General features: G+C 35.5%; 17 protein-coding genes. All 17 read left to right on the top strand.

Annotation, left to right across the window (positions count from 1 at the left end; translation table 11 throughout):
- Positions 1 to 15 precede the first annotated feature (15 nt).
- The 17 genes from flgD to ACWNMZ_RS16465 all read left to right on the top strand — a co-directional run bounded on the left by flgD (position 16) and on the right by ACWNMZ_RS16465 (position 14,223).
- Positions 16 to 654, top strand: a complete 639-nt coding sequence (gene flgD, locus ACWNMZ_RS16545) for a flagellar hook assembly protein FlgD (RefSeq protein WP_031534492.1) — start codon at positions 16 to 18, stop codon at positions 652 to 654.
- An 11-nt stretch (positions 655 to 665) separates the two neighbouring features.
- Entirely contained in the window at positions 666 to 1,067 is a 402-nt protein-coding gene (locus ACWNMZ_RS16540; protein WP_031534494.1) for a TIGR02530 family flagellar biosynthesis protein, read from the top strand.
- A 77-nt stretch (positions 1,068 to 1,144) separates the two neighbouring features.
- Entirely contained in the window at positions 1,145 to 2,029 is an 885-nt protein-coding gene (gene flgG / locus ACWNMZ_RS16535) for a flagellar basal body rod protein FlgG (protein WP_031534496.1), read from the top strand.
- Between the two features lie 52 nt (positions 2,030 to 2,081).
- Entirely contained in the window at positions 2,082 to 2,303 is a 222-nt protein-coding gene (locus ACWNMZ_RS16530; protein ID WP_031534498.1) for a flagellar FlbD family protein, read from the top strand.
- Positions 2,293 to 2,721 (top strand): flagellar basal body-associated protein FliL, encoded by a 429-nt coding sequence (gene fliL / locus ACWNMZ_RS16525; RefSeq protein WP_031534500.1) that lies wholly within the window; start codon positions 2,293 to 2,295, stop codon positions 2,719 to 2,721. Before ACWNMZ_RS16530 ends, fliL begins: the two co-directional genes overlap by 11 nt.
- Before the next feature lie 32 nt (positions 2,722 to 2,753).
- The gene (fliM, locus tag ACWNMZ_RS16520) at positions 2,754 to 3,752 is read left to right on the top strand and encodes a flagellar motor switch protein FliM (RefSeq protein ID WP_031534501.1); all 999 of its coding nucleotides are present in this window, start codon (positions 2,754 to 2,756) and stop codon (positions 3,750 to 3,752) included.
- A complete protein-coding gene (gene fliY, locus ACWNMZ_RS16515; protein ID WP_031534503.1) occupies positions 3,742 to 4,971 on the top strand; it encodes a flagellar motor switch phosphatase FliY in 1,230 nt (409 codons plus the stop codon). Before fliM ends, fliY begins: the two co-directional genes overlap by 11 nt.
- Before the next feature lie 20 nt (positions 4,972 to 4,991).
- Positions 4,992 to 5,354, top strand: coding sequence for a response regulator (locus ACWNMZ_RS16510; protein WP_031534505.1), 363 nt, complete (start codon positions 4,992 to 4,994; stop codon positions 5,352 to 5,354).
- A gap of 24 nt (positions 5,355 to 5,378) precedes the next feature.
- Entirely contained in the window at positions 5,379 to 6,116 is a 738-nt protein-coding gene (locus ACWNMZ_RS16505) for a flagellar biosynthetic protein FliO (protein WP_031534506.1), read from the top strand.
- The gene (gene fliP, locus ACWNMZ_RS16500; protein WP_031534508.1) at positions 6,109 to 6,774 is read left to right on the top strand and encodes a flagellar type III secretion system pore protein FliP; all 666 of its coding nucleotides are present in this window, start codon (positions 6,109 to 6,111) and stop codon (positions 6,772 to 6,774) included. Before ACWNMZ_RS16505 ends, fliP begins: the two co-directional genes overlap by 8 nt.
- Positions 6,775 to 6,786: 12 nt before the next feature.
- Positions 6,787 to 7,056, top strand: coding sequence for a flagellar biosynthesis protein FliQ (gene fliQ, locus ACWNMZ_RS16495; RefSeq protein WP_031534510.1), 270 nt, complete (start codon positions 6,787 to 6,789; stop codon positions 7,054 to 7,056).
- 7 nt (positions 7,057 to 7,063) lie between these two features.
- Positions 7,064 to 7,843 carry a flagellar biosynthetic protein FliR gene (fliR, locus tag ACWNMZ_RS16490; RefSeq protein WP_031534512.1) on the top strand — a complete coding sequence of 260 codons (780 nt, stop codon included), beginning with the start codon at positions 7,064 to 7,066 and terminating at the stop codon, positions 7,841 to 7,843.
- Positions 7,844 to 8,923 (top strand): flagellar biosynthesis protein FlhB, encoded by a 1,080-nt coding sequence (gene flhB, locus ACWNMZ_RS16485; RefSeq protein WP_031534514.1) that lies wholly within the window; start codon positions 7,844 to 7,846, stop codon positions 8,921 to 8,923. It begins immediately after the preceding gene.
- 73 nt (positions 8,924 to 8,996) lie between these two features.
- Positions 8,997 to 11,033, top strand: coding sequence for a flagellar biosynthesis protein FlhA (gene flhA, locus ACWNMZ_RS16480; protein ID WP_031534518.1), 2,037 nt, complete (start codon positions 8,997 to 8,999; stop codon positions 11,031 to 11,033).
- Entirely contained in the window at positions 11,030 to 12,220 is a 1,191-nt protein-coding gene (gene flhF / locus ACWNMZ_RS16475; RefSeq protein ID WP_031534520.1) for a flagellar biosynthesis protein FlhF, read from the top strand. Before flhA ends, flhF begins: the two co-directional genes overlap by 4 nt.
- Positions 12,221 to 12,222: 2 nt before the next feature.
- Positions 12,223 to 13,101 carry a MinD/ParA family protein gene (locus tag ACWNMZ_RS16470; protein ID WP_031534522.1) on the top strand — a complete coding sequence of 293 codons (879 nt, stop codon included), beginning with the start codon at positions 12,223 to 12,225 and terminating at the stop codon, positions 13,099 to 13,101.
- A 12-nt stretch (positions 13,102 to 13,113) separates the two neighbouring features.
- The gene (locus ACWNMZ_RS16465; protein ID WP_031534523.1) at positions 13,114 to 14,223 is read left to right on the top strand and encodes a protein-glutamate methylesterase/protein-glutamine glutaminase; all 1,110 of its coding nucleotides are present in this window, start codon (positions 13,114 to 13,116) and stop codon (positions 14,221 to 14,223) included.
- The last annotated feature ends 8 nt before the right edge of the window (positions 14,224 to 14,231 follow it).

Below are 14,231 nucleotides of genomic sequence, written 5' to 3'. Positions count from 1 at the left end.
AGGAGCAAGTAAAAGATGGCAAATACAATTAATGATTCTTCTCTTTATTTATCAGACTATCAGAAATCAAATAATTCTACTGGCAGTTCGTCTTTAGGAAAAGATGATTTCTTGAAAATTTTGATTACTCAATTGCAAAACCAAGACCCAACTAGTCCGATGGATGATAAAGAGTTTATCGCACAGATGGCTCAATTCTCAAGCTTAGAACAAATGCAAAATTTGAATACATCTATGACAAACTTAATTTCCCTGCAAACACAGTCCAATTTAATTTCTTATGGACAATTTATGGGGCAAGATGTGAATTGGAGCAAGGTAGAAACCGATGACGAAGGGAACAGTACGACAACTTCTGGAGTAGGAAAAGTAAGCTCCATTGCTTATACAGAAGATAGCGTCGTATTTACACTAGAAGATGGAACACAAGTTACTCCAGCAAATATATCGAGCATGAGTTCAAGCTCTTCAGAAAACAATCTAGTACTAGCAAGCCAGTTAATTGGAAAAACGGTTTCTTATTCCAATGAAAATAAGGAAGAAGTGAGTAGCAAAGTTCAGTCTGTATCTTTAAAAAATGGACAAATACTACTAACATTAGATGATGAGGCGGGGAGCCAAATTACCTCAGGACAAATTACAAAAATTGAATAGGAAGTGATTAGATGGATAAGCCTATTTATCCCTCCATAAAATCACAAGCTGCTATTAAAAATGGTATTGAGGCGATTAAATCCAAGTCAACTGTGCATAAAGCACAAAATCTCACATCGTTTTCGACTCATTTCCATCAGTCCATTTCATCCTTAAATACGCTGAATATTAGTAAACATGCAAACGAGAGACTTCAGCAACGGGGGATTGAAATAGATGATGCCAAATGGAAGGCGATAGAAGAAAAAGTTACCCAAGCAAAGAAAATGGGAATAAAAGAATCACTCGTACTTTTAAATAATGCCGCATTAATCGTAAGCGCAAAAAACAATACGGTAATTACAGCAATGGATCGTGACGAAGCGACAGATCAAATTTTCACTAATATAAATGGAACAATCATTATGAATTAAAAAAAGGCTGGACCAAAAATGGAGGCCAAAAGCTGCTGAGTGATAGAGGCAGTTCATTCGAAGGGAGATAATTATACATGTTACGTTCATTATATTCAGGAATCAGTGGAATGAAAAACTTTCAAACAAAATTAGATGTTACTGGTAATAATATCGCAAACGTAAATACGTATGGATTTAAAAAAGGTCGTGTGACGTTTAGTGATTTAATAAGTCAAACAACAGCATCTGCAACTGCACCGTCAGCAACAACAGGGGGGATTAATGCAAAACAGGTTGGGCTAGGTGCACAAATTGCTTCTGTCGATACATTGCATACTCAAGGTAGCATGCAGACAACGGGTAGAATATTAGACTTAGCTATTTCAGGAGATGGTTATTTTGTATTAAGATCACCAGGCTCTACTACAGATTACTATACAAGAGCTGGTAATTTCTACTTGGATGGAGATCGTAATATTGTGGCGACAAATGGTATGGTGTTACAAGTAGAAAATGGAATTACCGATGTTACAGTTACTACAGATGAAGATGGTAATACAGATACAACAGTAGAGAGAGCTGGGGAAAATACTACATCGGGAACAAAAATTCCTGAAACTGCACAAAGTTATAGTATATCTGCAGATGGAAAAATCAGTTATGTTGATGAAAATGGTGAGACTCAAGAAGCTGGACAAATTGTCATGGCGAAAGTAGCAAACCCAGAAGGTTTAACGAAATCTGGAGCAAATTTATATCAAGCTTCTAATAACTCAGGTGATTTAGCTACTGGTGGACTTGTAACATCTGGTGTTGCTGGAACAGGTTCCATTAACAGTGGATTCCTTGAAATGTCGAACGTTGACCTATCAGAAGAATTCACAGATATGATTGTTTCTCAAAGAGGATTTCAAGCAAACACTAAAATTATTACAACTTCTGATGAAATTCTTCAAGAACTAGTTAACTTAAAACGATAATTTTAATTGGAGGGGAAGAGGCTTTCCGTTAGGTTAGCCTCGCATATAAAAAATGATACATTTAACTCGACTAAACGGGAAAAAGTTTTTATTAAATGCTTTATTTATTGAAACAGTCGAATCCTTTCCTGATACAACTATTACTTTAACAAATGGAAATAAATTTGTTGTTAAAGAAAGGGAAGAGGAAGTTTTAGAGAAAATGAATCATTTTTTTCAAAAGGTGAACCTCTTCGGATTACCACATGTGGGAGAGAAGGACGATGAAGAATAATAAAGTTATTATTACAATGCTTGTTTTATTACTAGTCATAACACTAGCCGGAGCTGGAGCATTCATTTATATTTGGAAATTCACTGGCGATGAGAAGGACAAAGAACCTTCGATTGAAGAAATCTTGGAATCCTCTGTTGAAATGGAAGAAATTACGACGAACTTAGCATCCGATAATTTCATTAGAATATCCTTTACGATTCAGACAGATAGTAAGAAGGCGAAGGAAGAACTAGAAAAACGGGACTTCCAAGTGAAAAATATTATTATTCAAGAGCTATCTGAGAAAACTACAGAAGACTTAAAAGGAAAAAAAGGACAAATTCAATTAGAGAACGATCTCAAGGATAAGATTAACGAACTGATGCAAGAAGGCAAGGTAGTCCAAGTTTATATTGTAAACTCTCTACTCCAATAAAATAAAAGAGAAAAAGATGGAGGTGAGTAATTTTGTCAGCTGATATTTTATCCCAAAATGAAATAGATGCCCTTCTTTCTGCACTATCCTCTGGTGAGATGGATGCAGATGAATTGAAGAAAGAGCAGCAGGAAAAAAAGGTTAAGGTCTATGATTTTAAAAGAGCATTAAGATTCTCGAAGGATCAGATTCGAAGTTTAACAAGGATCCATGAAAATTATGCTAGATTATTAACTACCTTTTTCTCTGCACAATTAAGAACATATGTGCAAATTACAGTTACATCAGCAGATCAAATTCCATATGAAGAGTTCATTCGCTCGATTCCTAAAATGACCATTTTAAATGTGTTCGATGTTCCACCACTAGAGGGAAGAATCCTGATGGAAGTGAATCCTAATATAGCCTATGCTATGATGGATCGAATGATGGGTGGGAGAGGCAGCAGTATCAATAAAGTCGAAAATTTGACAGAAATTGAAACAAAAATAATGTCAAATACTTTTGAAAGTGCCTTTGATCACTTTAGGGAGGCAATGGAAGATCTTATAGAAATTGAACCTAGCCTTGCAGAGTTTGAAGTAAATCCACAGTTTTTACAAATGGTTTCTCCAAATGAAACAGTAGTAGTTATTTCGTTAAGTACTACGATTGGTGAAACGAGTGGAATGATTAATATATGTATTCCCCATGTGGTGCTTGAGCCTATCATGCCAAAGCTATCCGGACATTATTGGATGCAGGCAGAGAAAAAGGAAAGATTGCCTGAATTTACATCTCGTCTTGAAGAGAATATTCAGCAGTCGATTGTGCCATTAGTAGCTGAATTAGGTACATCTGATATTTCTATCCAAGATTTTTTAATGTTGGATATTGGTGATGTAATTGAAATGAATCAAACGATACAACAACCCTTAATTATTAAAGTTGGAGATATCCCTAAATTTATTGGACAACCAGGAAAAGTAAATAAAAAAATGGCCGTTCAGATTTTAGGAACTTTAGAGGAGGGGAAGGAAGATGGTGAGTAAGGATATGCTATCACAAGATGAAATTGATGCTCTCTTAAGGGGAGATACTGTAACAAACGAAAGTTCAGAGATGGATGTAGAAAAGTACTTATCTGATATAGAAAAAGATACGTTGGGGGAAATTGGAAATATATCCTTCGGTAGCTCGGCAACAGCTTTATCTACATTATTAAACCAAAAAGTCGATATTACAACACCAAGTGTTAGTGTAATCTCAAAAAATATGTTATCAGACGAATTTCCGCAGCCCTATGTGGGGATTAGAGTCAATTATACAGAAGGATTTACTGGTATGAATTTACTTGTTATTGAACAAGCGGATGCTGCTGTTATTGCTGACTTAATGCTTGGTGGAGATGGGCTTAATGCTAGTAAGGATATGTTAGATGAAATCCAGTTAAGTGCTGTTCAAGAAGCAATGAACCAAATGATGGGTTCTGCAGCTACATCCATGTCCACCATTTTTAGCAAAAAAGTCGATATATCGCCTCCTAGTATTGATATTTTAGATATAAATCATGGAGAAGGAACGGATACGATTCCGGATGAAGATATTTTTGCGAAAATTTCCTTCCGCATCAGGATAGGAAATTTAATAGATTCTAAAATCATGCAATTATTACAGCTTTCTTTTGCGAAAGATTTAGTAGAAGGATTATTAAATCCAGATATTAAAGAAGAAGGCGTTTCAAATATTCCCAAAGTCGATTATAATTCAGTATATGAGCCAAAAGAACCGATGCAAGAGTCACGTGTACAAAGTAATAATCAGCAAGTATCTAACGAAATGCCTAATAATAATAATCAGGTCAATTATGCCAATACAAATGCTAATCAGAACAACGTGAATCATCAGCAACAATATTTTGGCTCAGGTTCTAATACACAAGGTCCGCCACCCAATGTGCAGCCTGCAGGGTTTTCTAGCTTTGAAATGCAACCACAAATGACGACAGAAACAAAAAATCTAGATATGTTGTTAGATATACCTTTACAAGTAACGGTTGAGCTTGGAAGAACAAAAAGATCCGTTAGAGAAATATTAGAGCTGTCCTCAGGTTCCATTATTGAGTTAGACAAGTTAGCCGGAGAACCAGTGGATATTCTTGTAAATAATCGTTTGGTAGCACAAGGGGAAGTAGTGGTAATTGATGAGAATTTCGGTGTTCGTGTAACCGATATTGTTAGTCAAAAGGATCGATTAAAGAATTTAAAATAATTTTGGGGGTATTGAGGAAAATGGCACAAAAAATACTAATTGTTGATGACGCAGCATTTATGCGAATGATGATCAAGGATATTCTATCAAAGAATGGATATGAAATTGTTGGAGAAGCTGCAGATGGTATGCAAGCAATTGAAAAATTTAAGGAAACACAACCAGATTTAGTAACAATGGACATTACCATGCCAGAAATGGATGGGATTACAGCTTTAAAAGAAATTAAAAAGCTAAACCCAAATGCGAAAGTTATTATGTGTTCAGCAATGGGACAACAAGCGATGGTTATTGATGCAATACAGGCGGGTGCGAAGGATTTTATTGTTAAGCCATTTCAAGCAGATCGTGTATTAGAAGCAATCAGTAAAACATTAGGCTAAAAATGAAAATAGAGGGTGCCGAATGTGAATAAAGTATATTTATTAATTCGTTGTTCACTACTCATCATTGTTCTGCTAGGCTTTGGAACGAAAGCCTATGCAGAACAAATTGATAAAAGTGTATATGATATTTTACATAATGAAAAATCAGAAGAGAACAAAAAGCAAGAAGATGCAAATAAAGATACAACAGAAGAAAGTACGAATGCTGAAGATCAAACATCGGATCAGTCTGAATTACTGCTAGATGAATCAGATAGAGAGGAATCAGGTTCCATTGGTGTTACCATTTGGGATTTTATTAAGATGATCTTTGCAACCATATTTGTCATTTTTTTAATGTATTTTATTCTGCGATTTATCAATAAAAGAAATCATGGTTATAAGAACGCGCAAATTATTGAAAATATTGGTGGTACTGGCTTAGGTTCCAATCGATCCATTCAATTAATAAAAGTAGGGAATCGATTACTAATAGTAGGTGTTGGAGATAGTATTCAATTAATTAAAGAGATTGATGATGAACAAGAGTATAAAGAAATTTTAGAAGAATATAATCGGAAATTAGATCAGCTAGTACAACCAAGCGATATTGTGACAAAGGTGAAGAAGATAGTAGCTTCCGGTCATTCTACATCGAAGCCAAAAGAGTCTTTTACTATGCGTTTGTCAAAAGAACTAGAGCGAATATCGAGAGAACGTAAGGAAAAGATGGATGTACTGGAGAAGAAAAAGAAAGGAACGTCTGAAAAAAATGAATGAGTTTATGCAGTTGTTTAGTAACAATGATCCAGGAAATGTTTCAACTTCTGTTCAATTGTTATTATTATTAACCGTCCTTTCTTTAGCACCTAGTATCATCATTTTACTAACTAGTTTTACGAGAATAGTGATTGTTCTTTCCTTTGTCAGAACGGCGCTTGCAACACAGCAAATGCCTCCTAATCAAGTAATTGTTGGGTTAGCTTTGTTTTTAACATTTTTTATTATGGCTCCAACTTTTCAGGAAGTAAACGATAAAGCACTGACCCCTTTATTTAATGAAGAAATTACATTAGAGGAAGCATATGATAACGCAGCATTACCCTTTAAAGAATTTATGAGTAAGCACACGCGTCAGAAAGACTTAGCGCTGTTTTTAAACTATTCGAATGCAGAAGCTCCTGAATCAATTGAAGATATTCCTTTAACTACAATGGTTCCTGCTTTTGCAATTAGTGAATTAAAAACAGCCTTTCAAATAGGATTTATGATTTTTATCCCATTTTTAGTCATTGATATGGTTGTTGCAAGTATTCTGATGTCTATGGGGATGATGATGTTACCACCTGTTATGATTTCCTTGCCGTTTAAAATTCTACTTTTCATTATGGTAGATGGTTGGTATCTAGTTGTAAAATCACTGTTAGAAAGTTTTTAAGAAGGTGAAAAAATGTCACAGGAAATGGTTATTTCCATTGCTGAGAAAGGTATACTTACCGTTTTAATTGTCAGTGGTCCATTGTTAATTATTGCTTTAGCAGTTGGACTAATAATCAGTATTTTTCAAGCTACAACACAAATTCAAGAACAGACTTTGGCCTTTGTACCAAAAATCGTAGCTGTTCTTGTTGGGCTTGTTTTCTTTGGATCATGGATGTTAAGTCACATGCTTTCCTATACGAAAGATATATTTTCGAATCTAACAAGGTTTATTGGTTAGAAAGATGATGGATGAACTTTTATCAAATTTTCCAGCATTTTTACTTATCGTCGTTCGGGTTACTTCGTTCTTTTTAATGTTGCCTATATTTTCTTATCGGACGATTCCTACATCTTTTAAAGTAGGTTTAGGCTTTTTTTTATCTTTAATTATGTTTTGGGGAATGGATGTGCCAACACTAGCAATTGATTCAACCTACTACTTTCTTATTATGAAAGAAGCCATGGTAGGGATACTAATTGGATTTGTTGCCTATATGTTGTTTGCTGCCATTCAAATCGCAGGTGGTTTTATAGATTTTCAAATGGGATTTGCTATTGCAAATGTCATAGATCCCCAAACAGGTACGCAAAGTCCACTTACTGGTCAATATTTAACCATTATTGCTATGTTCTTTTTGTTAGCATCTAATGGTCACCATTTGTTATTAGATGGAATTTTTTATAGCTATCAATATATACCGCTAGACCAGGCTTGGATTCATTTTGGTGATGGGAATTTGGCAGAATTTCTCCTTAAAACATTCAGTTTAATGTTTGTAATTGCCTTTCAAATGTCCATTCCTATTGTCGGGAGCATCTTTCTTGTTGATGTGGGATTAGGAATTGTCGCAAGAACCGTTCCACAATTAAATATCTTTGTTGTTGGGGTTCCCATTAAACTAATTGCAGGCTTAGTCATTCTCTTTATTGTTATAGGGGTACTCATGTCTTCCGTCTCTCATTTATTCTCGTCCATTTTAACAACAATGAGGGGAATAATGAACATATTAGGAGGTGGTGGATAAATGAAACTCCTACGAGTGAATCTACAGTACTTTGCAGGAGAAAAAACAGAAAAAGCTACTCCTAAGAAAAGACAAGATACTAGAAAAAAAGGACAAGTTGCAAAAAGTCAGGACGTTAATACAGCACTTGTTCTTTTAGTTGTATTTGGTGTATTAAGCTTCACAGGTGGATATCTTTTAGATGGATTAATGTCCATTCTCACTTTTACTTTTAGTGATTTTACGAACATTAACACTTCTGTAAATTCTATGCAGGCCTTGTTTTTAGATATTGTGAAGGAAGCTGCACTTCTATTAAGCCCTATTTTAATTGCAGCCCTTGTTGGGGGCATCGTAGCTAATTATATGCAAGTTGGTGTTTTGTTCTCGCCCGAAGCAATTAAATTGAAATTAGAAAAAATAAATCCTCTGTCAGGATTTAAGAGAATGTTTTCCCTTCGCTCTATTGTTGAGCTCTTAAAGTCTTTGCTTAAAATTACGGTAATCGGCATCGTTGTTTTTTCTGTTCTATGGGGAAAAATGGATGAAATCCTTATTCTTTCCCATAAATCAATCGGTTCTATTGCAGTGACAATTGCTAAATTGACCGTGCAAATGGGACTTTATGCGTCCGTTGCACTGTTAGTCATATCGCTAATGGACTATATGTATCAACGATATGACTATGAAAAAAATATTCGGATGTCAAAGCAAGACATTAAAGATGAATATAAAAACATGGAGGGGGACCCATTATTAAAGTCAAAAATAAAACAAAAGCAAAGAGAAATGGCGATGCACCGAATGATGCAGGATGTGCCTTCTGCAGATGTAGTCATTACTAATCCCACTCATTATGCAATTTGTTTAAAATATGATGAGGAAAAGTATGATGCACCCTATGTTGTTGCCAAGGGAGTAGATTTTATTGCACAAAAAATAAAGCTAGTGGCAAAAGAAAATAATGTTGTGATGGTAGAAAATCGTCCATTAGCACGAGCTATGTATAATCAAGTAGAGATAGGAGATTTAGTGCCTGAAGAATTTTATAAAGCAGTTGCGGAAATTCTTGCTATTGTCTACCAGACGAGAGATAAATAATGCGAGAATTATTAGTAAATGAATTATTGTAAATAATAAGGAATCAAATGTGCGTTTTTAAGGAGCGGAAGAAATGGCAAGGAAAGACTTAATCGTAGTGATAGGAGTAATTCTCATTATTGCAATGTTAATTATTCCATTTCCAACGTGGTTATTAAGTGTTCTTATCTTACTTAATATTACATTGGCGCTACTCATCCTATTATTAACTATGAATATGAGTGAAGCTCTCGAATTCTCTATTTTCCCTTCGCTTTTGCTATTAACAACCCTTTTTCGACTAGGGCTTAATGTATCCACTACTAGATCCATTTTATCTACAGGGGATGCAGGTGGGGTAGTACATACCTTTGGAACCTTTGTTATTGGCGGAAATATTGTTGTTGGGTTAGTGGTCTTTTTAATTCTGGTTATCATTCAATTTGTAGTTATTACGAAAGGTTCAGAGCGTGTATCAGAAGTCGCAGCTCGTTTTACATTAGATGCTATGCCAGGGAAGCAAATGAGTATTGATGCTGATTTAAATGCTGGAATTATTTCCGAGCAAGAAGCAAGACAGCGTCGAGAAAAAGTAAGTAGAGAAGCAGATTTTTACGGTTCTATGGATGGTGCCAGTAAATTCGTTAAAGGGGATGCCATTGCTGGTATTATTATTGTTTTTATCAACCTGATTTTTGGAATTGTAATTGGAATGACCCAGCTTGGAATGGCAACCGCAGATGCTGCCCAGCACTTTTCTTTACTTTCAGTAGGGGACGGAATTGTCAGCCAAATACCTGCATTATTAATTTCTACTGCAACAGGTATTGTGGTAACAAGAGCTGCTTCTGAAGGTAACCTAGGTTCTGATATTACATCACAGCTAATGGCTTATCCGAAAATGCTGTATGTTGCTGGCGGAACCATTTTTCTCTTAGGATTATTTACACCGATAGATGACTTTTTAACCATTCCTATTGCAGGACTTCTTATCTTTGGTGCCTATTACTTGTCGATAAAGCCAAAGCCTGATTTGGAGCAGATGCAAGAGATGGAGGAAGAAATACAGACAGATGAGTTGAAGAGTCCAGAAAGTGTCGTTAGTTTATTAAATGTGGATCCAATTGAATTTGAGTTTGGATATGGACTGATTCCGCTTGCAGATGCTAATCAAGGTGGAGACCTGTTAGATCGAGTTGTTATGATTAGGAGACAACTAGCAATAGAATTAGGACTGGTAATACCTGTTGTCCGTATAAGAGATAATATTCAATTACAGCCAAATGAATATCGGTTAAAAATAAAAGGGAATGAGAGAGCGCGCGGAGAGCTATTGTTGGATCATTATTTAGCAATGAGTCCAGGGATGGATGATGATGCTATAGAAGGTATTGATACTATTGAGCCATCCTTTGGGCTACCAGCTAAATGGATTACAGAAAGCACAAAGGAACAAGCAGAAATATTTGGATATACAGTAGTAGATCCGCCATCTGTCGTATCGACCCATATTACGGAGGTTATTAAGGCAAATGCTTATGAATTATTAGGCAGACAAGAGACAAAACAATTAGTGGATCATGTGAAGGAAAGCTACCCAATCTTAATTGAAGAAGTGACACCTAGTCCGTTATCTATAGGAGAAATCCAAAAGGTTCTCGCAAAATTGTTAAAAGAAAATGTTTCTATCCGCAATTTGCCAGTGATTTTTGAAACATTAGCAGACTTTGGGAAGATGACATCTGATACAGATTTACTTGTTGAGTATGTAAGACAATCATTAGCTCGTCAAATAACCAATCAATATTCAAATCAAAATGATTCCCTAAAAGTTGTAACTTTATCAGGAAAAGTGGAAAAACTAATAGTGGATAATATACAACAAACAGAACATGGAAACTTTTTGGCACTTGATCCAAGTGTTTCTCAGTCCATTTTAGAAAGCATCGCAGGACAAATTGAGCAACTGTCTGTCATGGAACAGCTACCGATTCTTTTATGCTCACCAGCTGTTCGTATGTATGTAAGACAATTGACAGAACGCTATTTTCCACAAGTTCCAGTATTATCGTACAATGAATTAGAAGCAAATGTGGAAGTTCAAAGTGTGGGAGTTGTGAATATCGAATGAAAATACAAAAATATATAGCACGTGATATGCCGGAAGCTATGAAAAGAATTCGAGCTGAATTAGGAAATGATGCCGTTATTCTTCATTCTAAAGTGATTTATACAGGAGGCTTCTTAGGCCTTTTTAAAAAAAGAAACATAGAAGTCCTTGCAGCAATTGATCCAAGTGTTTCGGATGTGCCCGTTCCTCAATATAAACAAATGAAGAAGAACGAGGTGCGGCATCCAATATTAATAAAAGAACAACCACCTAACACAAAATCTTTTGATCAACCTAGTATAGATCAGTCAGTGAATGGGAAAGGGAGTGCTGATTATCCGGATATCGTAAAGCAACTTGATGAAATTAATCAACATGTACAAGCATTTGGAGACTTAAGTAGCAATGTCTCCTTCTCCATCCCTACTCCTATAAAAAAAGTAGTGCACCAATTAGCAAAACATGAAATAGAAAAATCCATTAAAGACAGATTGGTTAAAGAACTTGTGGCTAAATGGTATGCAGCAGGGGAAAATGTACAAGAACCTGATGTTTTTAAATGGGCACAACAGCTTCTATTAACGGAAATTTCCTCCTATTCCTTTGGAGAAATCTCTTTATCCAAAAAATATATTAATGTAATTGGTCCTACCGGTGTAGGAAAGACAACAACTTTAGCAAAAATAGCAGCAAATATAATTTTAAAGCAACAAAAAACGGTAGGCTTTATTACGACAGATACATACAGGATTGGAGCGATTGAACAGCTTAAAACATATGCAACTATTTTGGATGTTCCCCTTGAGGTTTGCTATTCGATGGAAGATTTTGAAAACGCAACAAGGAAATTAGAAAATTGCGATATTATTTTAATTGATACAGCAGGAAGAAATTTTCGAAATAAAAAATATGTTGAAGATTTGATGCAAGTTGTCGATTATAAAAGAGAAATGGAAACATTGCTTGTTCTATCGTTGACGGCAAAGCAGAAAGACTTAGAAGAGATATATCAACAATTTTCAGCAATTGAAATCGACTCATTTATTTTTACAAAATTAGACGAAACGTCTTCTTATGGAGCAATGATCAATTTAATCGTTTCATGCAAAAAGGGTGTTGCCTATATTACGACAGGGCAGAATGTTCCTGACGATATTATCCAAGCAACGCCAATAGAGCTGGTAAATAAAATAATTGAGGTAGATTAAGGATGACAGATCAGGCTTCAATCTTAAGAAAAAAAATCGAGCAATTGAATACAAATCGTAAAAATCAGTCCAATCACAAAACATTAGCCATTATAAGTGGAAAAGGTGGGGTTGGGAAATCAAATTTTTCTCTTAATTTTGCCCTCACGTTACAAAAACGGGGCTACCGTACATTGTTAATTGACATGGATATAGGAATGGGCAATATTGATATTTTAATGGGAACCCAATCTCGTTTTACAATCGTTGATTTTTTTAGAAATAATATCGGCTTTGAGAATATTATTACAAAGGGGTTCGAGGGACTAGATTATATTGCAGGTGGTTCTGGACTTAGTGATTTTGTTAATATCGAGGAGGAGAAGCTTGAAAGTTTCTTTCAGCATTTTCATATGTTGTTAAGCCAATATGATTATATCCTCCTTGATATGGGAGCAGGAATCAGTACGGATTCCTTAAAATTCATATTATCTGTTGATGATTGTATTGTCATCACTACGCCGGAACCGACATCGATAACAGATGCTTATGCAGCGATGAAATTCATTCATACGAGGAACAATACACTTCCATTGTATCTTGTCGTTAATCGTACGATAACGAAAAAAGATGGAGTGGAGACACTCCAAAAGCTTCGTCAAGTAGTGAAACAATTTTTACATCGAGATCTTATTAACCTAGGCTATATTCCAGATGATACAAATGTTGCACAGGCTGTCAGAAAACAAATTCCTTTCGTCTTTTTTAATGAAAAATCAGAAGCATCTAAAGCTTTGCGTGAAATTGCCGATAGATATGGTAAACAACAGTTTACAGAATCTCATCTAGTTAATAGACACTCTTTTGTGTCAAAATTAAAAAGGTTTTTGTTTGAAAGGTAGTTGGGGATTAAAGTGGAGAAAATAAAGGTTCTCGTTATTGACGATTCTGCATTTATGCGGAAGCTAATTACTGATTTTCTTTCTGAAGACACGAGAATAACCGTTATTGGCACCGCTAGAAATGGCGAGGATGGCATTAAAAAAGTCAAGGAATTAGCTCCTGATGTGGTAACTCTTGATGTTGAGATGCCAGTATTAGATGGACTAAGTGCTTTAAAGAGAATGATGGCAGAGCATCCTGTACCAGTTCTAATGCTTTCAAGTATAACGAAGGCGGGAGCGGAAAGTACCATTCAGGCAATGCAGGCAGGTGCAATTGATTTTATTACAAAGCCATCTGGTTCTATTTCTCTAGATTTATATAAAGTAAAGCAGGAATTAATAGAAAAAATAATTTTGGCAAGCAATGTAAAGCGAAAAACATTAATAAATCTCTCTAATGAAGGAAAAAAGACTATTCCTTCACAATCTTCTTATAGTAAAATGGAACCAAGCGAAGAAAAAGAGAAAGTAGTACAAAAGATAGGTTTTTCAGATAAATGGATGAAACCTATGAAAAAAGTAGTGGTTATTGGAACATCGACAGGTGGTCCAAGAGCGTTGCAAAAAGTTTTAACTAGTTTACCAAGTGATATAGAAGCACCGATTTTAGTCGTTCAGCATATGCCAGCAGGATTTACCCGTTCGCTTGCAAATCGCCTTAATACGTTATCGGCGATTACAGTAAAGGAGGCCGAACATGGCGAAATTATCCGTAATGGTGTTGCCTATATCGCGCCAGGTGGTTTGCATTTAAAGGTAAAGACAGCTGGAGGTCATACAGCCATTGTGTTGGACGAAGCAGCACCTCTAAACGGTCATCGGCCATCAGTAGATGTAATGTTTGAGTCTGTTAGCGAATTGAAAGCCTATGCAAAAATTGCAGTTATTATGACTGGTATGGGTTCTGATGGTACAGAGGGTTTAAAGAAATTAGCAAGACAAGGCTATCTAAAGGCTATCGCTGAGTCGCAAGAAACATGTATAGTTTTTGGAATGCCTAAAACAGCTATTGCCACGAATTATATAGATGATATTCAAAAGGTAGATCAAATTGCGGAAACTATTATGAAATATGTATAACGTCAAGG

The sequence above is a fragment of the Niallia sp. Marseille-Q9988 genome (assembly GCF_976954375.1).
This window is presented reverse-complemented; position numbering and strand designations above follow the sequence as displayed.